This is a genomic window from Haloferax sp. Atlit-6N (assembly GCF_003383195.1).
In the GTDB taxonomy this organism is placed as follows: domain Archaea; phylum Halobacteriota; class Halobacteria; order Halobacteriales; family Haloferacaceae; genus Haloferax; species Haloferax gibbonsii.
In genome coordinates this window covers 561,880-583,282 of record NZ_QEQJ01000002.1, presented here as the reverse complement: position 1 = coordinate 583,282, position 21,403 = coordinate 561,880, and the positions used below count along the sequence as shown (strand labels likewise).

Annotated in this window: 21 protein-coding genes; 14 read left to right on the top strand and 7 right to left on the bottom strand. The window is 61.5% G+C overall.

Annotated features, from left to right (window positions below; translation table 11 throughout):
- The first annotated feature begins 121 nt into the window (after positions 1–121).
- Positions 122–298, top strand: coding sequence for a hypothetical protein (locus DEQ92_RS23880; protein ID WP_004975795.1), 177 nt, complete (start codon positions 122–124; stop codon positions 296–298).
- A gap of 308 nt (positions 299–606) precedes the next feature.
- Here the strand turns inward: DEQ92_RS23880 and DEQ92_RS12150 are convergent, their stop codons facing one another.
- The gene (locus DEQ92_RS12150) at positions 607–1,266 is read right to left on the bottom strand and encodes a helix-turn-helix domain-containing protein (protein WP_158547621.1); all 660 of its coding nucleotides are present in this window, start codon (positions 1,264–1,266) and stop codon (positions 607–609) included.
- A 210-nt stretch (positions 1,267–1,476) separates the two neighbouring features.
- On the opposite strand from DEQ92_RS12150, the gene DEQ92_RS12145 reads away from it, so the two are divergent.
- Positions 1,477–2,733, top strand: coding sequence for an RNA-guided endonuclease TnpB family protein (locus DEQ92_RS12145; protein ID WP_115820848.1), 1,257 nt, complete (start codon positions 1,477–1,479; stop codon positions 2,731–2,733).
- Positions 2,734–2,749: 16 nt separating this feature from the next.
- Here the strand turns inward: DEQ92_RS12145 and DEQ92_RS24095 are convergent, their stop codons facing one another.
- Complete coding sequence (locus DEQ92_RS24095) at positions 2,750–3,115, bottom strand: hypothetical protein (RefSeq protein ID WP_233516858.1); 366 nt, start codon at positions 3,113–3,115, stop codon at positions 2,750–2,752.
- A gap of 123 nt (positions 3,116–3,238) precedes the next feature.
- Complete coding sequence (locus DEQ92_RS12135; protein WP_115820847.1) at positions 3,239–3,427, bottom strand: hypothetical protein; 189 nt, start codon at positions 3,425–3,427, stop codon at positions 3,239–3,241.
- Positions 3,428–3,755: 328 nt separating this feature from the next.
- Between DEQ92_RS12135 and DEQ92_RS12130 the strand changes: the two genes are divergently transcribed.
- The 6 genes from DEQ92_RS12130 (at position 3,756) to DEQ92_RS12100 (ending at position 10,347) form a co-directional block, all read left to right on the top strand.
- The gene (locus tag DEQ92_RS12130) at positions 3,756–4,346 is read left to right on the top strand and encodes a hypothetical protein (RefSeq protein WP_004975782.1); all 591 of its coding nucleotides are present in this window, start codon (positions 3,756–3,758) and stop codon (positions 4,344–4,346) included.
- Positions 4,347–4,393: 47 nt separating this feature from the next.
- Complete coding sequence (locus DEQ92_RS12125; protein WP_115820846.1) at positions 4,394–5,233, top strand: DUF4870 domain-containing protein; 840 nt, start codon at positions 4,394–4,396, stop codon at positions 5,231–5,233.
- Positions 5,234–5,625: 392 nt separating this feature from the next.
- Positions 5,626–8,004, top strand: a complete 2,379-nt coding sequence (locus tag DEQ92_RS24445) for a PKD domain-containing protein (protein WP_115820844.1) — start codon at positions 5,626–5,628, stop codon at positions 8,002–8,004.
- A 727-nt stretch (positions 8,005–8,731) separates the two neighbouring features.
- A complete protein-coding gene (locus tag DEQ92_RS12110) occupies positions 8,732–8,962 on the top strand; it encodes an AbrB/MazE/SpoVT family DNA-binding domain-containing protein (RefSeq protein ID WP_050459453.1) in 231 nt (76 codons plus the stop codon).
- Positions 8,963–9,337: a PIN domain-containing protein gene (locus DEQ92_RS12105; protein ID WP_050459454.1), complete on the top strand. Its 375-nt coding sequence runs from the start codon at positions 8,963–8,965 to the stop codon at positions 9,335–9,337.
- Between the two features lie 317 nt (positions 9,338–9,654).
- Positions 9,655–10,347, top strand: a complete 693-nt coding sequence (locus DEQ92_RS12100) for a heme-binding protein (protein ID WP_115820843.1) — start codon at positions 9,655–9,657, stop codon at positions 10,345–10,347.
- A 101-nt stretch (positions 10,348–10,448) separates the two neighbouring features.
- On the opposite strand, the gene DEQ92_RS12095 is transcribed toward DEQ92_RS12100, so the two are convergent.
- A complete protein-coding gene (locus DEQ92_RS12095; RefSeq protein ID WP_233516857.1) occupies positions 10,449–12,227 on the bottom strand; it encodes a choice-of-anchor I family protein in 1,779 nt (592 codons plus the stop codon).
- Positions 12,228–13,245: 1,018 nt separating this feature from the next.
- On the opposite strand from DEQ92_RS12095, the gene DEQ92_RS23420 reads away from it, so the two are divergent.
- From DEQ92_RS23420 to DEQ92_RS12080, 4 genes are all read left to right on the top strand, one after another.
- Positions 13,246–13,386 (top strand): hypothetical protein, encoded by a 141-nt coding sequence (locus tag DEQ92_RS23420; protein WP_158547620.1) that lies wholly within the window; start codon positions 13,246–13,248, stop codon positions 13,384–13,386.
- Positions 13,387–13,445: 59 nt separating this feature from the next.
- A complete protein-coding gene (locus DEQ92_RS12090) occupies positions 13,446–13,826 on the top strand; it encodes a hypothetical protein (RefSeq protein WP_115820841.1) in 381 nt (126 codons plus the stop codon).
- Positions 13,827–13,913: 87 nt separating this feature from the next.
- On the top strand, positions 13,914–14,702 hold the full coding sequence (locus tag DEQ92_RS12085; RefSeq protein ID WP_231608272.1) for a winged helix-turn-helix domain-containing protein: 789 nt from the start codon (positions 13,914–13,916) through the stop codon (positions 14,700–14,702).
- 102 nt (positions 14,703–14,804) lie between these two features.
- Positions 14,805–16,511, top strand: coding sequence for an NAD(P)/FAD-dependent oxidoreductase (locus DEQ92_RS12080; protein ID WP_115820840.1), 1,707 nt, complete (start codon positions 14,805–14,807; stop codon positions 16,509–16,511).
- A 39-nt stretch (positions 16,512–16,550) separates the two neighbouring features.
- Here the strand turns inward: DEQ92_RS12080 and DEQ92_RS12075 are convergent, their stop codons facing one another.
- Positions 16,551–16,874, bottom strand: coding sequence for a hypothetical protein (locus DEQ92_RS12075; protein ID WP_004975765.1), 324 nt, complete (start codon positions 16,872–16,874; stop codon positions 16,551–16,553).
- A gap of 317 nt (positions 16,875–17,191) precedes the next feature.
- On the opposite strand from DEQ92_RS12075, the gene DEQ92_RS12070 reads away from it, so the two are divergent.
- Entirely contained in the window at positions 17,192–17,485 is a 294-nt protein-coding gene (locus DEQ92_RS12070; RefSeq protein ID WP_004975763.1) for a hypothetical protein, read from the top strand.
- Positions 17,486–17,811: 326 nt separating this feature from the next.
- Positions 17,812–18,273, top strand: a complete 462-nt coding sequence (lrp, locus tag DEQ92_RS12065; protein WP_115820839.1) for an HTH-type transcriptional regulator Lrp — start codon at positions 17,812–17,814, stop codon at positions 18,271–18,273.
- Between the two features lie 3 nt (positions 18,274–18,276).
- On the opposite strand, the gene DEQ92_RS12060 is transcribed toward lrp, so the two are convergent.
- Both DEQ92_RS12060 and DEQ92_RS12055 read right to left on the bottom strand, forming a co-directional pair.
- Positions 18,277–20,427, bottom strand: coding sequence for a PAS domain S-box protein (locus tag DEQ92_RS12060; RefSeq protein WP_115820838.1), 2,151 nt, complete (start codon positions 20,425–20,427; stop codon positions 18,277–18,279).
- A gap of 74 nt (positions 20,428–20,501) precedes the next feature.
- Entirely contained in the window at positions 20,502–21,203 is a 702-nt protein-coding gene (locus DEQ92_RS12055) for a hypothetical protein (protein WP_081605216.1), read from the bottom strand.
- Between the last annotated feature and the right edge of the window lie 200 nt (positions 21,204–21,403).

The window sequence follows — 21,403 nt, the reverse complement described above, 5'->3', positions numbered from 1 at the left end:
GAATGTATGATTCACATGAGAGCGACTCACCCGTCTCATACACGCTCGTTGAGTCGCCCGTTCCACGACGTGACGACTTGGACACCACACCTAACAGGGAATGGGTCCCAAAACGAATCACATGGACCGGACGGACTTCTTCCTCGGATTGATCGTCGTGCTGTTGGCTGCACAGGTATACGAGACCGGAGATGGTCACACACCGATATTCATTGTGCTCCCCGTGATGGCGATTCTGTATCTGGGACCGGTGTACCTCGTTGGGGCAGTTCTCATCGAGAACGTCGTCGACAGCTGATCGACAGACAACGCACAACGGCGGCGAAGACGCGAGACGCCACGGAAACGGCGCACAAAACTCAGCGACTGTGTGTCGTCGAAAACACCATCGACACGCTGACACAGCGACTTTAGGCGCGGGAGGAGGTCAAGGCGATTCTGTATCTGGGACCGGTCTACCCCTCAAGTGGGACAACCACGAATGGTTGGAGCCATCACACTCTCATCGTCCCAACGAGGAGCATACGAACCCGCAAGTTGCCTCTGTGGGTCGGTGAGCGATACCACCAACGCGAGGAAACTCCGCCGTGAACGGCGGGGGGGATGTCATCCCTGTGCAGCCGCCGACTCGTTGACCACCGTCTGCTGGACGAGTTGCTTTACGCCTCTTCGAAACCGTTCGGACGCGGAACTATCTGAGATATCAAGCTGGTCTCCCAGGTCGGCCAGCGAACACGTCCGAGGAATCTCCAGATACCCACACTCGGATGCGACAACCAACAGCTCTCGTTGGGCGTCCGTCAGCGACACGCTGAGTCCGTCCTGGTCGGTCTCCTCGTAGAGTCGCTTGACGGAGACGGTGATATCGTGGTCAGCACAGAACTGCATGATGTGTCTGAACGCGTCTCGACTCGGAAAGCGGGCGTGACACCGCCACCCGCTGTTCGTCCCGACCGCTCGCTGGAGGACGCCCCCGACCGAGATGAACTCGGGCATGAGATTCGTCTCGTCTCCGGCCGAGGTGAAGTCCACCCGGTAGAACCGACGGTCGCCCGTGTCGTCCAAGACGGTTGGATTCGTAACTGAGCGGTCGTCAGCCAGCGCCGCCTCGACCGCCGCGAAGTCGTCGCTCCGCACCGAAAAAAGCATCTGCGTCCGATCGTCTGGCCCCCGGTACGTCTCTTCCCACTCGACTTCGATGTCGGAAATCTCCCGTAACGGCGTGAGCAAAATCGGATGGTCGATCGTGAATTCTGCTATGAGCATTGGTAGCATCCCTCACTATATGGGAAAAAGAGACCAGCGCCTATAAACACCCGGGAGGTTCAGCATTTTCGAGGTGGAGCCTCCGGCCTCAAAGAGCGAACGGAGTGAGTGAGTAGGCCGGAGAGGAAACCGGTATGGTGCGACACAACCGGCATACTGCGACGACCTGACTCCCAAGCGTTTAAGAACCATCAGCAACACATCTGAAACATGGAGGTCCGGCGGACCGCACCCGTCAAACTCGTCGTTCCCGACGAGCGACGCGAGGATCTCCACGAATCCGCCCGGCAGTTCCTTCACTGTGCCAACCGTGCTGCTGAGTTCTGTTGGTCCGACCGCTCCTACACCGAGTGCGTCACGGTCAACACGACTACACGGGACGCGCTCTACGACGAACTCCGTGTGGAAACTAATCTCACCGCAAACCTCGTTCAGGAAGCCATCCGACGCGGCGTTGAAGCCGTCAAAGGATGTGTCGAACGGTGGAAAAACGGGAAGCGAGTGAGTCAACCGGAGTTCACATCGTGGAGTATGCTCTACGACAAGCGGAGCGCTACGTTCTACCGGAACAAAGTCTCGCTATCGACTGTCAACGGCCGTGTTGAGTGTGAGTTTGAACTTCCCTCGGATAGCCCCACACCGTACGAACAGTACGTGCTGTCAGAGGAGTTTGAGTTCCGAGCGAGCACGCTTCAGTACGACGCAGTAGACGACGAGTTCTACTTCCATATCACCACCCGAAAGTACGACTCCGAAAGAGACGGCGAGCCGTCTGAGGTTGCGGCAGATACTGAGCACCAAACAGTCCTCGGTATCGACCTCGGCGTCAGCAGTCTTGCCGTCTCCTCGACGGGACGCTTCTGGCAGGGAGACGACTACGACCACTGGTGCCGCGAGTTCGAGAAACGACGAGGTGAGATGCAACAACGCGGCACGCAAGCCGCACACAACGCCTTGTTGCGCCTCGGAAAGCGAGAGGAAGCATGGCGGAAACAGTACATACACACCGTCGCTAATGAGATAATTACGGAGGCCGTCGAACACGATTGCGACGTGATCGTGTTCGAAGAGTTGACCGACATTCGAGAGCGGCTTCCACAGGCAAAGTGGCACCACATCTGGGCGTTCCGACGTCTGTACGAGTACGTCTCGTACAAGGCCCCGGAACGCGGTGTTTCGGTGGAGCAGGTCGGGCCGAACCACACGTCCCAACGCTGTTCTCGGACGGACTGTGGGTTCACGCACGAGGACAACCGCCACGGAGAGTATTTTGAATGCCTGAAGTGCGGGTACGAAGTGAACGCCGACTACAATGCAGCGAAGAACATCGGCGTGAGGTACGTTCGGAAGGAGACGCACAAACTCCGTTCCTCGCCCAAGTCGGGGAGCGGAGACGCACCAGTAGACGTGCGTTTGAATGGTGGGACGTTGAACGGTGAGAGTCACCAGCCTCTTGCTGGCGACTGATCGCCGGGAGTCCACATCAAAGCCCTACCCTCAAGGACCGAGGCGCGGAGCGCCGAGGGAGTAGGGTGGGGTAGTTTACGCAGGAGACTGATTGTCCGGTCGCGAGAACTGCCGGTAGATGTCCACTTTCGACGTGCCGTCGTCGCAGCAGGAACCTGATCGAATCGGAGAGCTTTGCGACGTCATCGCAAAACAGCGTCGTCGTCACGTCCTGTACTTTCTCCGTGACGCGGACGAAGCGACTGTGAGTGTGGAACGACTCGTCCAGCATCTCGTCGGGCGAGAACGAGAGCGAGCGGACGACGACGATAACGCACGAGTCGAACAGCGTCTGTACCACGTTTCGCTGCCGAAACTCGTCAACGCGGGCGTTATCGAACACGACCGACGGAGTGGCTGTGTCCGGTATCGGCCATCCCCACAGCTCGAACAACTACTAGAGCAGGTTTCGGAACTCGAAGAACGCAGCTAGTGGCACTCCAACACACCCGAGAACGCCGCCACCTCACTCGTTGGACTGCCGACGGAGTTCGTTGATCAACGTCGGGAGGACGATACCCACACCGAACAGCGCGACGAGTTCCACAAGCCAGTTCCCCAGATACTGCTGTGCTAGGTACCAGGCGGTGAGCCCGAGGAACATGAACATGAGTGTCGTTTTCGTCTCGGCACTCAGGAGTCGGTCACGAGTCATACTGGGTGGTTCCGGGTAGCGCTCCGATGTAAAGTCGACCCAAGGTCCTTCCCGTTGAGGACTACGACGCCTCAGGAGTCGCGTCGTCCACGTCGGAGTCCGCATCGACACTAGAGAGCGCGTGATGTTCTTCGACAACGACAGACACAGAGTCGAGTGAACGACGGTACCGATTGCCACAGTTAGTATCGAAGTATCGAACTATCGGTGTCCACCCGGAACACCGTTCTCACAGCGATTTCGGGCCGTTTCACGGCCGTGAAACGGCGGTTCGCGGGGTCGAAAAATCCGTCTCGATTTAATAATCCCCGTCGACAACGGTGGAACCGTGTCCACGCTCCCGTCATGGATCGATGAACGAATCGATCGGAACCTCGACAACACGCTCACACAAGAGCACGTCGTTGAGACGATGATCGAGTCCGATCGACCGTTCTTCTCTCTCCGGCAACTGCACGCGCGAATCAAACCCGAAGTGAGCAGGGCAACAGTTCGAAATCGGTTACAGGAGTTACAGGCAATCGACGTCGTGGCCACAGAGACGTATCCCGACTCGATCACCCTGTACTACATTAACCATCCAGAGTCGGACTGGCCCCTCTCGCCCGAGGGAAAACGCGCGCTAAATGCAGATACCCCGCTTGACCGGCTCTCCACGCGAGGATTCCTCACGCTATCGGACACGGCAGGAATCCGCACGCTCGTACTCGCCGGGCTTCAGTTGAGTTTAGTGCTGTTCGCTCTCGGCGGTGTTCTCACGATCGTCGGCGCTGATGTACGCAGCACGCAGAGCGATATCGTGTTGTGGGACACCGCAGTTGATCTGCTCGTGACCAGCCTGGCGTTGCTCGTCGTCGAGCGACTCGTTCGCTGGGTTCGCGACCGCTACGGCCCGCTGAACCTCCTCTCATCGACATAGCACCACCTAACAGCACCTCATCACCCACCACAACCCTCCACAGCCCAATGACATCGACATCCACGCCCGCCGCACCCGGTCCCGAACTGCTCAACGAACGATCGATCGGCGGCATTCTCGTCCACCTGCTGTCGATCCCAACCGGCGTCGTCGGCGCCGGACTGGTGTATCTTCTCGCGACCAACGAGTTCACGAAACGAAACGCCCGCAACGCTCTCGACTGGCATTTCACCGTGCTGGCACTGACAGTGCTGACGTTCGGTTCCGTATTCGTCTACGCCGAACTCACCGAACAGGGCATCACCAACGTCGTTACGCTTTCCGCACCCATCGCCGCTGGGGTCGGTCTCGTCATCTCGGCGTTGCTCCTCGTCTGGATGATCGTCACGACCTGTACGTTCTTGTTCGGATTCATCGCAACCGGCAAGGCAGTATTCGGGGACGCGTGGCGGTATCCGCTGACGCCGGCGCTCGTCGAACGGTTCGGCTCACAGGTCGAAGTCCCCGGCGGATGGCCAGGTGTTATCGTCGGCTACGTGGTCATCGCGCCGCTCGTCATCGGAACTGTATTTCTCGGACCACACGAGGGAGCGGCCGTCCTCGCAACTGTGTTCGGCATGTTCGGCCTTATCATGGTACTCGTTCCGCTGACCGGCGTTGCGATGTATCTTCACGTGAAACGCACGAGCGCCGCAGGTACGAACTGGAAGCCGCATCTCGTCGCGTACATTGGAGCGCCCGTTCTCGTCGCTGTCCTCGCATACGCTCTCTCGGGGACGTTCACCGATTCAATCAACCCCGGGGGCGACGCGATGTATGTCTTCCTCGCAGCGTTCTGGGTTGCCTCACTGACGTACGTGTTGCGGTGGAGAACGACGTTGCGCTGATAGAGAATGCGAACAGTTCGCGCAACTCACCCCTGAATTTCGAGTGCTGGCACCAACGACATCCGAAAACTGAGTCACCACGATGGCGAAGGCGGAACCGTAGAGAAGACACGGAACAGTGAGATAACCGGTGAGCGCCTTGGTTCGCTCCATTTCTAATACTACATCTGACACGAAGTACACCCGTCGAAGATATCCTCCCTCAGTGAATTGAGCGAGTCGCCGCTCCCGAGTCTGTGCTACGCCATTATTACCAAATTTATATCATTTTGATCGGTTCGACAGGACACACTTCAAACGGATCTAGGGCCGGTGAGAACGTGGTGCTGGCCGGTTCTCCCATAGAACTATACCGTGAATAGTTCAAGTAATCATACTGTTCAAATATAATTATGAAACGCGTACATCACACCACACTCACACTGTTGTCTATTGGGATGCTTGTCATCGCTGCCGGACCAGCGGCCGTCGCGGCGATACCTGCGCCCCCTCCCGGCGATCATCACGTCTCGTCAGAGGTAAGACCGTCTGTGGACACGGGTGAAGCGGTTTCGTCGCCGACCCAAGTCGAATTCGAGACCCGAGGATCGGGGGTCGTACACGAACTGGTCGTCGTCGATCGGATTGACCGCGACGGTGACGGCTATGCCTCAGGATTGCAGTTCAAGATCGTCAGTGACACGCGCCCGAAAGATCCGAAAGAAAATAGCCAAGTCGGCCGGTCGACAGCAAAGTTGTTCTCTGTTCTCATGCGTGGGCCGATAAAGAAACTACACAATTTCTTCACCAAGAAAGCGTCAGACGAGTTCTTTACCCCCGGACAGGTGATGACTGCAGGCACCGCAGATGGACCCCGTGATCTTGGGACGTACCGGCCTATCGGACCGGATCGATACTTCGGGCCAAGCAACGAGACCGATGAGACCCCACTGTACGTCGGGACCGCACGCGAGGGGGCGGTGTGGGCACATGATAGTCATGCAGTCGAGATGTCGCGATTCCTCGGGCCAGCAACCGAGCGAACGACCATCGAACGGATAACGCTCGACGCCTGCTGGGACCCCGAAGCGAGAGGGTCGCTGACCGGCAAGGACTTCGACGCCTGTCTCCGTCCGACGGACATTCCAGATGAGGGGTTCGCTGCGATCTTCGACTCGCTCTACGGGACCCCACCATTCATTTTCGTTCCCGACGAGCCACTGAAGATCGAGTCTCCGGAACAGGACCGGTCCGAAAACATAACCATCACGTCGAACGTCGACGGGGCGGTCGTCACGATCGACAGAGAACGCGTCGGGACAACGCCGTGGACCGGTGCGGTCCCGACCGACATTGGCAAAGATGGCCCAGTTCGCGTTACCGTGGCCGACCGAGGGTATCTCCCGGAGACGCGCCGCATGGGAGCGCCACACGATATCGATGCGCGACTGACGAAGATCAAACAGCCGATAACGGTCCGCACTGCGACGCCGGGTGCGACCGTCTTCGTCGACGGTGAGGTCGTCGGCGTGACGCCGTGGAGTGGAGAGCGATGGGTTGAGGGCTCCTACGAGGTGTTCGTCAGCGCCGACGGCAAGGCCCCACGTCAGTTCACAGGCGTCACGGCCGGCGACACGATCTCAACCGAACTTGCAAATACGAGTCTCATAACCGACATCACAGAGCCATCGTTTGACAACACATCGCTCAACGGGTCGACAGACGCGTCAACGACTGAGATCTCGGATGACACCGATTCTGAGTCGAACCTGGTGCTCACGAACACAGACCTGGCCACCGCGGCACTCGAAGATGATCTGCGCACCATCCCAGACGTTCAGTTGGTCGCGTCGCGATTCGAAGCGAGCGAGACGACCGTCAATATCGGTGACCCGGTGACGCTGACCGCCGGACAGTCGTACAGCCTCGTCGGGAACGTCACTCACTACCAGTGGTCCTTCGGCGACGGCGCGACAACGAGCCAGCGCTCGACATCAACGCAGACACACACCTACGCCAGTCCGGGGACGTACACTGTTGAGCTGACGGTCAAGGACGGAAATGGGAACACCGATACAGCGACGAAGACAGTCACAGTACAGGATACGGCCCCCCACGCTGCATTCGCCCCGAGCACGTTCCAGTCGCAGGCCGGCGAGTCAGTGTCGTTCGACGCTCGCGGGTCAACTGACGCCGAAGGGCCGATCAATTCGTATCATTGGTCGTTCGGCGACGGAGCGAGTGCGAACGGGCCGACGCAAACCCACACCTACGCGAGTGGTGGGAACTACACCGTTCGACTGACGGTCACCGACAGCGGTGGGAATACTGCCGTTCGCGAACAGACGGTCACAGTCACGACGCCAAACGCACGGCCGACAGCCGAATTCTCAGCTGACACTGGTCAAAACGGGACCGTATCGCTCGACGCGAGCGCGTCTGCCGACGACGGGACCATCACCCAGTATGTCTGGTTTATCGGGAACGAGACGGTCATAACGGGTGAGCGAGTGACCTACGACCCCGCTGAGACGGGGTCACGCGACGTCGAACTGCTCGTCGTCGACGATGCAGGTGCCACTGCGACGGCATCTGGGGCCATCGGTAACGCCGCCGACCCACCACAGACCGGGACGACGTCAACAGCGACTACGGCGGCGTCCACGGATACTGAGACGTCCCCTGCCGAACAGACGACCACGACGACTGCATCCTCGGCTGAAAGAGCGGATAACGGAGTTCTGAGTGCACTTGAGACGTTGCTGCGAGAACTCATCGATATGTTCGGGTAGCATGCCGACTCCAACGGGCGATTCGCAGCCCGAGCAACAGGCCCGTTTCGGGGGGTGGTTTTGCTCGACTAGCTCCCACGCCTAAAGCCGTCCCCGGACATCCCCGTGTTCTAGTGTCGAAACTTCGGTCTTCGCTGGATGAAACTGCATTCGAGATGACTGCACAGCAACCGCTGCAAAGAATCGGAGAACAGATGAAGTCATGGGGGGCGGGGGTCTCCACATTGTGCATCGTCGTCAGTTGGTCACAGATGTTCGTTCGTCTCCCGACCCCCATCACTTCATCTGTTTAGCTGCTTCTCATGGCTTCTCCCCTCCGATTTCCGATACTCACAGCCCATCCGAAGCGAAGAGTTCGTTCGTGATGTAGTCGCTGCTGAGTCTGTGGGCGTTCCGCAAGAACAGATGAAGTCGTGGGGGGAGAGAGCAGACCGTATTGAACGTCCACACCGAGGATTCGGAGACGCTACAGAACTCGTTCTGTCGATGTGAAGCAGTACGTACCCCCACGACTTCATCTGTTTCAGCACGCTTCAAGCTCTAACACGCCTGGAATCGACGCCTCAGTCTCGACAGGACGGGACGGCTCTGTTGAAAGCCCCTGGGCCTGACAGAATGTGCGTGCTGCAGACAGTAGGTGAGTCCAGCAAGCGAGATTGAGTTGATTGAGTGGGCATTTAGATATATTCGGGGAAATTACTTGTACCTACCCACACAATATGAGCGTATGTCCGAAGCAACGCTGGACGGTCGTGGACGCCTGACGCTCCCGAAAGAGATTCGAGAGCGGTATGGCGAACACTACCACATCGTCCAGCTTCACGACGGTATCAAGTTGATTCCAATCGAGGATGACCCGCTCGATGCCCTCCGATCTGAGTTCGCAGACGTCGAGAAGTCGGCGGACGAACTCCGGCAGGAAGCACGGAACGCAGCATTAGACGAGGCTGGACGCTGAATGTACGCGGAGACAGACTTCCTTTTAGCACTCATCAAGGACGAAGACTGGCTTGGTGACGCCGCAGAGGAAGTATACCGCGACCACCAGGACGAACTGTGGACGTCTCAGTTCACACTCATCGAACTCCTCATGGTTGCGTATCGTGAACAACGAGATACAGAGCGAGTCGTCACAAATGCCGCTGCTCTGTTGGAAGTCCGTGGTGACGTGGACACCGTTGTCACAGCTGCGACCTACGTCGAAGACCACGGGTTCACACCGTTCGACGCGCTTCACCTCGTCGAATCAGATGGTGATACCATCGTTTCGAGCGATGAGACGTACGAATCGTTTGCTCCACGGCTCGACCTGAAGACAGTCCAAGACGAGTGAGACGATGGCTGACGAAGCGACGACAGCCACGGGCTGGATCTCGTACGTTAGCGCTCGCTCGAACGCATGCGACCCCGACGCTGTCAGTCACGTGGACTCGTGAGTAGCAACCAAAGCTCCTGAAACGACGGATACTGAGCGTCTAGCGGCCGCGAGTGGAACGATACATTCGAACCGGTATCCCACCCGCGACACCACCCACCCCCACAACTTCATCTGCTATCGCCCTGCTCGACCGTGTTCACAGCCGAAGTCGACGCGAGCGGAACGCAGAGTCACACAAGTCGGCTTTTGCAGTCACGTCGCCTACACGAGACATGGATTGGAAGACGAAAGCGAAACTGGGAGTCGGCATCATCGGTGTGGGGCTGGCCGCCGCGACGGCTTGGACGGCCCTCGACCGCGTGAAAAACCGCGGGACTGAACGGGTCCCGTACAAGACGGTCGAGCGAATCGATGGCGTCGAACTCCGGCGATACCCGGAGACGATTCGCGTCCGGACCACCGCGTCCAACGGCCGAGAGGCGTTTTTCCGCCTGTTCAACTACATCGACGGCGCGAACGAAGGCGGCACGTCCGTCTCGATGACCGCCCCCGTCGAAACGGGTACGGACACGAGTGCCACCGGCGATGGGGCCACCAAGACGGGCGAGTCGATCTCGATGACCGCTCCTGTCGAGACAACTCGGGCAGACGGCGCGACGATGTCGTTTTTCCTCCCTGCAACGTACACGCCGGAGACCGCACCGGAGCCAACCAACGATGACGTAGAACTCGTCGTCGACCCGCCGCGGACGCTGGTCGTCCGCCGCTTTTCGTGGTGGGCTCCGCGCATCCGTGTCTCGCTGAACGAACGCACCCTCCGGAAGACGCTGGCGCACGCCGGCATCGAACCGACGGGTGAGCCTCGCCTCTTGCGCTACGACGCACCCTTCACGCCGCCGTGGCTCCGGACGAACGAAGTGGTCGTCGAGGTGGACACGGCGAGCGTTCGGCGGGCGCTGCGGTGAGCACACGAGATGGTCTGTGAGCGGACGTTTCGTGTGCTCAGATGGCCCACCGGCGTGAATACCGGGGCGACTGTCAGCGACCCAGGGTCGACGCCGTTAACTTACGACCGCCGTCCGTTCCCACGGCCGTTCCCACGCGAGCCGACACTACACGACCCCACAGCAACGTCATCGCTCTCGTCGCTCGTCACGCGGAATATCGCCGTCGTCCCGCTGATTTCGTGGCCGACGAAGACGAGCGGGTCGTCAATCGGGCTTTCTTCGGCGGTCGCGAAGTCCAGTCCCTCCGGGCCGAGGTCGCCGGCAGCGCCAGCGGGGGCGTCACCGTCTTCGATGGCCGCCTCGATGTCGACCGAGAAGTCCCGGTTGTTGACGTACTCGACGAACGTGGCACACTCGGGGTCGGTGATGTCGTAGACCATGACGCCGCCGATGCGTTCGAGACCGATGAACGCGTAGTACCGGTCGCCGACCTGCCCGATTGTGAGCCCCTCGGGCTCGGGGCCTTTGTTGTCGCTGCGGCCGTCAGGGTCGTGTTCGTTGTTGTCGTTGTTGAACTGGTCGCCGAACCGCTCGGCGGTGATGTCTTCGAAGTCGCTTCCGCTGTCGAACACCCGCGTGCCGTTCGTCGTGAAGATGCTGAACGACCGACCACCGAAGACGTACAGTTCCTCGTAGCGCCCGTCGCCGTCGACGTCGCCGAGCGTCGTCGTCACGCCTTTGGCCCCGAGGTGCTCGGGCTGCTGGAGTTCCTCGACGCTGTCGATGCCCTCGATCTCGTCGAAGTCGAACGCCTCGGGGTCGAGTCGGAGGTCCGAAACCTCCGCCTCCTCGCTGAACGAGTCGTAATCGCGGCTGTCACCCTCGTTGGCGGTCACGAGGTAGGTGTTGCCGTCGGGGTTGTACGCGCCGATCGCGTCCGGCTGGAGGATCCCGTTGATCGGCCAGTTCCGGATGTTGACCCCGCCGTCCTCGTTGCTCGCGTCGAGTTCGTGCCCGGCCAGACTGTAGTCCTTGAACCCCAGCGGCAGGAGATTCTTGATTTTCGCCGCGTCGATGTCGAGCTCCGCGATCGCGTTGTTCTCCTGCAGCGAGACCCACGCCGTCTTCGAGTCGTCGCTCACGGTCACGTACTCGGGCTCGAAGTCCTGCGACGCGCTCGCGTTCGGCCCGAAGATACGGATGCCCTGCTTTCGGAGCTGGTCTTCCTTTCCGTCGAAGGCGGTGAAGTCGGCGGTGCTGACCGTGGGTGCAGCCGCGCCGTCAGAGAGGTCCACGATGCTGACGGAACCGCGGGGGTCGTACGCGTAGTTGTCCGTCGGCTCGCCTTCGTTCGCGACGAGCACCCGCGTCCCGTCCGGGGTGAAGGTGACCTTGTCCGGCAGCGGACCGACCGGCGCGGTCCCCAGGCGTTCGAGCGTCGCGGGGTCGTAGAGCCCGACCTGCCCGGGGTCCTGGGCAATCTCTGCTTCGAGCGCGACAGCGACGACGTTGGCGGACGTCGCGACGCTGTTCGCGGAGCTCACGCCGTCGAGCTCGCTCGCGGCGTCGATCGCTCCAACCTTCTCGGGGGTAGTCGGCTCCGAGACGTCCAGCACGTCGACGCCGCCGAGATCAGCGTTGATCACGAACAGCCGCTGTGTGGGGGCGTGGTAGGCGATGATTTCGGCCCCACCCTCGTCGAAGAGCCCCGATTCGTACCGGCCGATCTGTTCCAGTGTGATGGTCTCGGTCCCCGAAAGCCCGCCCGAATCGGAGCCACTCGCCGCCTGGTCGTTACCCGCGACAGCCGTGCCTGCGAGAAGTCCGAGGACGGTTCCGCCCGTGAGACCCAAGACAGCTCGACGCCCGATATCGCTCGTCTGTTGTGATCGTTCCACAGTCGACAGCCCCCGTCGGACAGGTTAAGCACTTATAATATCTAACACGATTGCTATGTAGTGAACTGTTGACGACGGGTGTGCTGTTTACCGACGCCAAACCTACGAGACGACTCTGTTGAACCGATTCAATGTGTACAGTACGGGGGCCGCTCTTTCCACGTGTTCTCAGATGCTGTTGGAAACGCACATTCTCAGCAAACCTTGCCACAGCCCGACGCATCCGATTCGTGTGGAGAATCTAACACGATTGTGAACCGAAAGCGGACACGCCCAACGACCAGCCGTCCACGGCCGAGCCGACGCCACCGACCCGGCCGTTTCGATACACCCCTGCCGAAAATCGCGGTCAATTCTACACCCCTGGCAGCGTGGGTGAACCGGGACAGACGCGCTACACCCCCGACATTCAGGGGTGTACATGGACGCCGATTCTCCGCAAGGGTGTACTCGATTCGCGTCGATTCCTGACGCGTCCGGGGTGCCATCGACGCCGGCTGTGTAGCACTCGTCGACCCACCAGATTCCGGCTTGTACCCGTCTCACACCCGCTCAGAGACGCGTTTGCCGTCCACTGTCCTCCCGTGCAAATGCCGTCTCGACGGCCGATTGTCGTCGCTCAGGCAGGGTCGAAAATCGTCGATTTCTCGGTACACACGCTCGAAAGTGGGGTGTACCGCCCGATTTCGCGAGCGGGAATCGGGACCAAATTGGCGTCTACACGCGGCCGCGACATGCGTCGACGACAGGCCACACATACTCGTCTGTCGCCGTCTGCACGCTCGTTTCGGGCCGTTCGACCTGAAATGGGGGTTCGTCGATAGGGCCCGAATCTGGCTACGATTGCCGGCCGAATTGGAGTCGACGCGACGACGGCCACAGAGGACACGTTGTTGCGGGAGAATGTACGGGTGTGAACCGCCTCGGGGTCAAGCCCCGAGGCACTCGCCTTGTTTATCAGTAGACCCATCCCAACCACGGGAGTGGGTTTTTCCGACTCGGACTGCAGACGGGAAACATGGTTCCCGCCCAGTCGATACTCAAGGGACTCATCGGCCTGCTGTGTTTGTTGTTCCTGGTCGCCGGCCCGATCCTCCTGTACATCCTGGTCCGGAGCGAGGGACTGCTCGGAGATCCACCCGGCCGGGGACTACAGTAGTGCCCTCGACGAGACGGCGCTGACTTATTTCACCGCCCGAACCGACACACGAGTACGGAATGGTCGACACCCACGCACTCGCCGAGACGGGCAAACGCCTTGGGACGTACGCCCTCATCGCCGTCGTCCTCGGCGCGCCCTTCGGTCCGTTTTGGTACGTCGAGTCGACGCTGGGCCGGCAGGCCTCGCTCGCACACATCGTCGGCGCGCTCGTCGCCGGGACGCTCGTCCTCCTGTGTGGGCTCGTCGTCCTCGAACGCTACGCGGGAGTCCGTGCGAAAACCCTCGCGTCGTTCGACGGGTTCTTCCTCGGCCTCAACGCGGGAGTCCTGTACGGGAAGTGGCTCGGCTTCTGGGGGAACGCGTTGGCGTTTCCAGGACTCGCCGGCGCGCTCGTGTGGTCGCTCGGTGTTCTCGAAATTCACGACCGGATTCGGTGACGCGTTCGAAAGCGAGGCCAGCGAGGGCGACAACCGCCAGCCGCTCGCTGGAGGTACACTTACAGTTCGAAGGGTCGTTCCGAGAACATGACTCCTCACGGACGGGACTCACACCAGTTGCTGGACCAAGCGCCGCTGTTGGCTGCGACGCGCGATGGGCCGCTCGACCGGTCGACGCTCCAAGACGAACTCGATATCTCTCGTGCGACGGCTTACCGGTGGACGTCCGCGCTCACGGACGAGCAGTTGCTCGAACAGACGCCCGCGGGCTACCAGACGACGGGGGCGGGATGCGCCGTCGCCGACGCCGTCTCTCGATTCGAGCGCACCATCGCGGCGGTCGACCAGTTAGAACCCCTGCTCGCTCAGATTTCGGCTCCGGAGCTCACGCGCCACGTCCACTTGTTCGCCGACGCCGACCTCCACGTCGCCACGCCACAGCACCCGAACGCGCCCATCGAACCGTGGCTCGAACACTTCACGTCGTTCGACCGCTCGCGGAGTCTGGTCGTCGCCGGGTGTCCTCCGAAGATTACGGAACAAGGCATCGAACACGCCCAAAACGACGTGGACTTCGAGGCCATCTGCACGCCGCTGGCGCTCGAAGCGGACCGAAACGCCTCGAAGAACGCGTTCGACACCATCGCGTCGGCCGACGCGCCCGACCTGTACACCCACCCCGGACTGCCGTTCACGATGGGCATCATCGACGACGTGGTCATCGTCGGCGGCTTCGACGACGAGACGTCGCTGCCCGTCGCCTCCGTCACGACCGATGACCCCGAGGCCCGCGAGTGGGCCGTCGACCTCTATCGGCGCTACAAGCGCGATGCAGTCCCCCTTGATCTCGCCGAGATGAACGCCGAAACGCGGTGACCCTCCGGTCGACAGGTCTGTTTGCTGTTTGAATGGTGTCTCACGGCTTGAGACGCCATCTCAGGGAATGACTATAATCGTGACCTATCCGTCAAACGGAACATGAACGGGACAGGTTCGACCGACGCAACCGGGAACCGACAGCACGGACGACGCGACGACCGGGCCGCCGGTGAGTCGTCGCCGACGGACTCCTACGACGTCATCGTCGGCGGCTCGGGGATGGCGGCGTCTCTCACCGCGATGATTCTGGGGAAACGCGGCCTCGACGTGGTGATGCTCGAAGCCGGGTCGCATCCGCGGTTCGCCGTCGGCGAGGCGATGCTCCCGCAGAGTTCGATGTGGATGTGGATTCTCGGGGAGTACCACGGCATCCCGGAGATTCAGTACCTCAGCGACACGAACGACATCGTCGACAACGTCACGCCGTCGTGCGGCATCAAACACTCCATCGGCTTCGCGTACCACGACCCCGACCGCCCGGTCGCGGCGGACCACAGCCACCAGTTGATTCCGCCGAGCCTGCCGTTTTACAGCGAGAGCCACCTCCTGCGTTCGGAGGTCGACCACTATCTGGTCGAGGCCGCCCGGGGCTACGGCGTGGCATACCTCGACGAGACCGAAATCACCGGCGTGGATATCGGACAGGACGAGGTGTCGGTGGCGACCGACCGCGGTCGTATCGAGGCCGCCTTCTACGTCGACGGCACCGGAGGGAACTCCGTCCTCGCCGAAGAGATGGGGTATCGCGAGGACGCTCCGGCGTTGGAGACGGATTCGCGCGCCATCTTCACGCACGTCGAGGGACTCGCTCCGTTCGACGAGATACTCGACGAATCCGCCCGCCCCGGACAGTCTAACCGCCTCCACGACGGGACGCTCCATCACGTGTTCGACGGCGGCTGGATGTGGGTGATTCCCTTCGACAACTTCGAGCGCTCCGAGACGAACAAAGCGAGTATCGGGTTGGTACTCGACCGCACGCAGTACCCCACAGACGAGTCGGTCAGCGCCGAGCGGGAGGCTCGACGAATCATCGCCGACTTCCCCGATATCGAACGCCACCTCGCGTCGGCGACGACGGTGCGACCGTGGGTTCGGACCGGGAGACTCCAGCGGACCGCCAGTCAGTCCGCGGGGCACCGACACTACCTGACCAACAACACGTACGGCTTCGTCGACCCGCTCTACGCGGTCGGGCTCGTGAACACCCTCGAATCCGTCTTCGTGTCGACCAACCTGCTGTTGGACGCGTTCGAAGACGGCGAGTTCTCGGCGGCGCGCTTCGCGCCCATCGACGAGATGCACCGCCGTCAGCTCGCGACCAACGACCGAGTCATCAGCAACGCGTACAAGTCGATGGGCGACTTCCGGCTCTGGAACGCGTGGACCCAGATGTGGCTGGGGCAGGTCCTGTTCCACGACCTGTACATCCAGCGACACTGCTTTACCTACCTCGCGTCGGGACAGCCCGCCGAGTTCGACTCGCTTCTCGAAGAACCGACGCCGGGCGACGGCGCCCCGTTCGTCCCGCAGAAAGCCGAGATGCACCGACGGATGGGCGAGATACTGGACGCCTACCGGGCGGGCGATGCGAGCGTTGACGAGGCCGCCGGCTTACTGTTCGCGGAACTGCGGCGGGCGGACTGGCTCCCGAAGCACGTCTACGACTGGGGCGACGAGCGGGCGCGGCACGTCGACTTCTCGGACCCCGAACTGGTGGGGAAACTCATTCAGTGGGGGAAGACCGACTCCCCCGAACAGCTTCGAGCGGAACTGTTCGATTTCCCCGTTCCCGAGATGGCGTGACCCCATGAACACGGCTACAGCGGCACCGAGGACTGTGGCTCACTCGTCGTCGTCGGACCCGGGGAGCCGCCGAACGGCCTTCTCCCAGCTATCGCGGGCGGCCTGTCCGGGGTCGGCAAACGGGTCATAGGTGATGTCTTCCGTGCTTCCGAGCTGACGACCCCCGTCCTGACCGGCCGCGCGTCGCCACAGCGCGACCACCGACGCGAGGACGACCACGGCGAACAGTCCGCCCAAGAAGATGTTGACCGGGTACTCGAGTCTGGGCACGACGAACACGAGGGCCAATGCGAGCGCGGTCAACTGGAACGCAGACAGTAGATAGCTGAGCCACGTCCCAGAGAGTTCGAGCGTCCGGCTCATCTCTCGGGGACATCGACCCACTCCGGTAAAGACCTTCACTTGAATTGAGGCGCGAGGGAACTTGCTTAAGCTGCGATCGGAGCGACCGAAGGGAGAGAGACAGCGTTCACGAGCGCGGTGCCCTCGTGAGCGAACGAGACGTAGGCGTCTCGTTAAGCCGGACACTTGTGCAATCATCGAACGAAGTCCGCACGAGTTCGACGCACTCGTCGAGTGGCAAGGAGCCACCGCGCGCCGCCGCCGACATCCATGATGATTCCTCACGTCATGTCGGGGCCGAAATAAACATATGCGGCCGGGCGAGTGTACCTGCACGGATGCCGACGCGAGAGCACATCGACCAGAAACCCACGAGCGAGCAGCGAAGCGAACTCGCTGCGCAGGACACCCGCGACGACGACGACCGCGTGGCTACGACACCCAACGGCGCGTACACCGGCGGCTACGCGTATCACGAACTCGACGAAGACGGCGAACTGGTCTGTGGCGGCCACAGTGACGGTCGGTTCGTCGAGGTCACCCGCGCCGAGGCCAAGCGAACGGGCAAGACGCCCTGCGGGAAGTGCGAGTGGCTTCTGGAACTACAAACTGAGTCGTCGACTTCCGACTGAGGCCGTCAGTTTCTTTCGACCCGCGTGAACTGCCGCGGTCGCGTCCGCGACGTGAGAGTTATCGCAACCACGATTTAATCGAACAGCGATCGAGAGGTCGCATCGGGTGTGTCAAACTGAGGCGTTCGTACTGGTCTCCAGCGACCGCATGTTCATCTCGAAAACGTACCGTTGTCGGAGGGTGTGGGTGTGAAGACGGGGCAGCGCGCGTGCGTGTCCGGCCCGACGAGCGTTCGAACGGTTTTCAGCATGAAAGCGGCAACTATTCACCGGATTGTCAACTTCGACCGGGAGGTTAATCACAATCAACTGCAAACTACCCGAGTATGACCTACGAAAACCTGGATTCCGACCTTATCAACGCGCTGTTGAAAGACGGGCGACGTAGTCTCCGAAGCCTCGCCGAAGAACTCGACGTGTCGGTGACGACCGTCTCGAACCACCTGCGAGACCTCGAAGACGAGGGCATCATCGACGGCTACACGCCGCGTCTCGACTACGACGAACTCGGCTACGACGTGACCGCGGTCATGCACCTCAAAGTCGAGGGGAGCGCGCTCACGGACGTCACCGACCTGCTCGCAAACGAGCCGCAGATGGTCTCTGTGTACGAGGTCACCGGCGACTACGACGTCCTCGCGGTCGGCAAGTTCAGAAACACCGACGACATGAACCGCCAGATCAAGGCGCTGTTGAGCGAAGCGCCGATTCGCGAGTCGAACACGAGCGTCGTTCTCAACGCGGTCTCCGAAAACGAGCAGTTCGACCTCGACGCCGGCGACGCGTAAGGGTCAGTCTACGCGGAAGTCGAACCGCGCACCGCCCTCGGCTCCTTCCGAGACCGCCACCTCCCACCCGTGGGCGGCGGCGACCTGCGAGACGATGTTCAGCCCGAAGCCGGTGCCCTCGGGGGACGTGGTGTAGCCGGCTTCGAACACGGTGTCGCGGTCGTCCTCCGGGATGCCCGGGCCGTCGTCTTCGACGAAAAAACCGCGGTCGGTCTCGCCGACGGTGACGGTCACGTCGCCGTCGGCGGAGCCGTGTTCGACCGAGTTCCGGAACAGATTTTCGAGGAGTTGCTGCAGCTGGTCGCGGTCGGCGTCGACGACGGCGTCGGTCTCGATGACCAGCGTCGCGCCGTCGGTCACGACGTTCTGCCAGCACGCCCGCGCGAGGTCGGCCAGCCCGACCGGTTCGACCTCCATGGCGTCGTTGCCGTTGTGGGCGAGCACCAGGAGGTCGCTGATGAGGTCGTCCATGCGGTCCAGCGCGCGGTCGATAGCGTCGAGGTGGTCGCTGTCGCAGTCGTCTTGGAGCATCTCGAGGCGGCCCATGGCGACCTGCAGCGGGTTGCGGAGGTCGTGGCTCACGACGCTCGCAAAGCGGTCGAGGCGTTCGTTCTGTTCGACGAGTTCGGCCTCGCGTTCCTTCTGTTCGCTGATGTCGCGAATCATCGCGACGAACATCTGCTCGCCCTCGACGTTGAGTTGGATGAGGTGTATCTCGGTGGGGAACGTCGTGCCGTTCTGCCGTTCGAGTTCCCCCTCGAAGCGGTGTGGCTCGTTCGCCGGCAGCCCCGTCCAGAACGCCCTCGAGCGCTCCGGGTCGGACGCGGGGTCGAGGTCCCAGATGGTCTTGCCGACGAGGTCCGCCTCACGGTAGCCTAACTCCTCGCACATCCGCTGGTTCACGTCTTGGATGGTGCCGTCGTCGTCGTGTACGACGACGAGGTCCGGCGAGTGTTCGAACAGCGCTTCGAGTCGCGCGGTGTTCGACCGGAGGAGTCGCTCGTAGGTCTTCCGCGGCGTGATGTCGTCTTGGAAGCCGACGAAGAGGTCGACGCTCCCGTCGTCGAAGATGGGCGCGATGCGGACGCGGTTCCAGAACTCGGTGCCGTCCTTGCGGTAGTTCAGGAGCTCGGTCGTCACGGGTTCGCGCTCGTCGACCGCCGCTCGGAGTTCGGCGACGGCCGCCTCGTCCGTCTCTTCGCCCTGCAGAAACCGGCAGTTTCGCCCGAGGACTTCGTCACGACTGTATCCGGTGATGTCGGTGAACTCGTCGTTGACGTAGACGATGGGGTTGTCGGCTTGGTCGGGGTCCGTGAGGACGACGCCGATCGGGGCCTCGTCTATCGCCCGCTCCCGACGCGACAGTTTCGTTTCGAGTCTGTCGCGTTTCGAGACGCGCGACAGCGTCCAGACGAGCGACCCGTCGGCCGTGGACGTGAGCGTGTGCTCCACGTCGACGAGGCCGCCGTCCTTCCGCACGAGCGACGACTGTCCCGACCACTGTCCCTCGCGCGCTTCGGGGAGTACCGAATCGTAGACCGCCTGTACGTCGTCGTCGGGATAGAACGCCTCCCAGTGGCGACCGAGGAGTTCCGCGCGCTCGTAGCCGAACAGCTCAGTACAGGCTACGTTGGCGTACTCGATACCGCCGTCGTCGCCGAGGATACAGACGGCGTCGGTCGCGTTCTCGATGGCCGCCAGCCCCCGGTTGAGAGACTGCGAGGCTCGATACCGCTCGACGGCGTTCTCGACGCGGTTGGCGAGCAGTTGGTACCGACTCGTGTCGTCGCCCTTCCGGAGGTAGTCGGTCACGCCCGCCGAAATCGCCTCGCTGGCGACTTCCTCGCTGCCGTTCGCGGTGAAGAGAATAACTGGGAGCTCCGGATACTCGGCGCGGACGCTCGCCAGCACGTCGAGGCCGTCGAGGTCGGGCATGTCGTAGTCGCAGACGACGCAGTCGAACGTCGGGCCGTCGCGCCGAACCCGGTCGACCGCGACCCGCGGGTCCGTCTCGGTATGGACGGTGATGTGCTCGCACTCGCGTTCCAGCGCCGCCGCGACGAGCGCCGCGAACTCGGGGTCGGCATCGACGTGCAGGACGTCGATAGGCGACGACTCCGAGAGCGAACGCGGCGTGTCGCGAGGCGAGTCCATTCGTGGGACAACTGTGACCGCACCGCATCATAATGGTTGCTGCTCGCGGGACGACCGAACGGGGGACGGCCCCCTCAGTCGTCGAGGTCGTCGATGGTGTAGTACACCTTCACCTTGCCGGGGTTCCCGCGGTCGGAGTCGATGGGAACCGTGTTGGTCACCTGCTGTGGGTTGTCGCACGCGAGCGTGATATCGACCGGCTCGCTTCCCTCGTCCGGCGTCCCTGTGAACCAGTCTCTTGGCGGCTCTCGTTCCGTGATTTTCGTCACGATCGTCTTCGGTTCCGACCCACTTCGAGGAACTTTGAAGTTATCGATCGCCACGCCGATGTTTTTCGTGGACCCCGTTGGGAGCCTGAGCGACGTGTGTTCGGACTGCGCGCCGCGGATGTCGTGTTCGATCTCCAGTTCGAGCGCGCCTTCGCCCGGACCTTGCCCGCTGATGAACTCGACTTTCTCCGCGCGGACGACAACCTCACACAGGTCGCCGTGGTCGTCATCCGGCTCTCCGGCGATCGTTCCCATGTGGACCTGGACGTGATCGGGGTTTTCGAGGCTGATGGACTTGATGCCGCCGTAGATTCGGTAGCCATCGGATTTCCCCCAGACGGTTCCGTCTGCCGTACTCCCGGACACTTGGTCTGCCGGACCCGTGGTGACGGGCAGTCCGCCGAGCCTGCCGCCTACTTTTTCGATGTCGCCAGTCGCCTGAATCGTGTAGTCGGACTTTCCGGCACCGAGGCCTTCCAGCACGACGTAGTGCTTCGGGTTTGCCATGTCAACGCACCACAAAACCAATATCAACTCGTCATTGGTTAATTGTTATGAATGTTCAACGAGTTCACACAATTGGCGAGTTTGGTGTCCGGCGCGTTTCGGCCCGAATCGGAGCGCAGTCGGAGAGTCAGTGAGACGGTGGCCACGGTGTTTTCCGCGGACAGTAGTCGACAGAAAAGGGAACGCAGTACGGACCTCTC

Bases quoted from the DNA above. Each gene is read 5' to 3' on its own strand.
- lrp (WP_115820839.1), top strand. From the start codon at position 17,812: ATGACCTACGAAAACCTGGATTCCGACCTTATCAACGCGCTGTTGAAA.
- DEQ92_RS12125 (WP_115820846.1), top strand. From the start codon at position 4,394: ATGACATCGACATCCACGCCCGCCGCACCCGGTCCCGAACTGCTCAAC.
- DEQ92_RS12090 (WP_115820841.1), top strand. From the start codon at position 13,446: ATGGTCGACACCCACGCACTCGCCGAGACGGGCAAACGCCTTGGGACG.
- DEQ92_RS12070 (WP_004975763.1), top strand. From the start codon at position 17,192: ATGCCGACGCGAGAGCACATCGACCAGAAACCCACGAGCGAGCAGCGA.
- DEQ92_RS24445 (WP_115820844.1), top strand. From the start codon at position 5,626: ATGAAACGCGTACATCACACCACACTCACACTGTTGTCTATTGGGATG.
- DEQ92_RS23880 (WP_004975795.1), top strand. From the start codon at position 122: ATGGACCGGACGGACTTCTTCCTCGGATTGATCGTCGTGCTGTTGGCT.
- DEQ92_RS12150 (WP_158547621.1), bottom strand. From the start codon at position 1,266: ATGCTCATAGCAGAATTCACGATCGACCATCCGATTTTGCTCACGCCG.
- DEQ92_RS12110 (WP_050459453.1), top strand. From the start codon at position 8,732: ATGTCCGAAGCAACGCTGGACGGTCGTGGACGCCTGACGCTCCCGAAA.
- DEQ92_RS12055 (WP_081605216.1), bottom strand. From the start codon at position 21,203: ATGGCAAACCCGAAGCACTACGTCGTGCTGGAAGGCCTCGGTGCCGGA.
- DEQ92_RS12080 (WP_115820840.1), top strand. From the start codon at position 14,805: ATGAACGGGACAGGTTCGACCGACGCAACCGGGAACCGACAGCACGGA.
- DEQ92_RS12145 (WP_115820848.1), top strand. From the start codon at position 1,477: ATGGAGGTCCGGCGGACCGCACCCGTCAAACTCGTCGTTCCCGACGAG.
- DEQ92_RS12100 (WP_115820843.1), top strand. From the start codon at position 9,655: ATGGATTGGAAGACGAAAGCGAAACTGGGAGTCGGCATCATCGGTGTG.
- DEQ92_RS12135 (WP_115820847.1), bottom strand. From the start codon at position 3,427: ATGACTCGTGACCGACTCCTGAGTGCCGAGACGAAAACGACACTCATG.
- DEQ92_RS12105 (WP_050459454.1), top strand. From the start codon at position 8,963: ATGTACGCGGAGACAGACTTCCTTTTAGCACTCATCAAGGACGAAGAC.
- DEQ92_RS12085 (WP_231608272.1), top strand. From the start codon at position 13,914: ATGACTCCTCACGGACGGGACTCACACCAGTTGCTGGACCAAGCGCCG.
- DEQ92_RS12060 (WP_115820838.1), bottom strand. From the start codon at position 20,427: ATGGACTCGCCTCGCGACACGCCGCGTTCGCTCTCGGAGTCGTCGCCT.
- DEQ92_RS23420 (WP_158547620.1), top strand. From the start codon at position 13,246: ATGGTTCCCGCCCAGTCGATACTCAAGGGACTCATCGGCCTGCTGTGT.
- DEQ92_RS12075 (WP_004975765.1), bottom strand. From the start codon at position 16,874: ATGAGCCGGACGCTCGAACTCTCTGGGACGTGGCTCAGCTATCTACTG.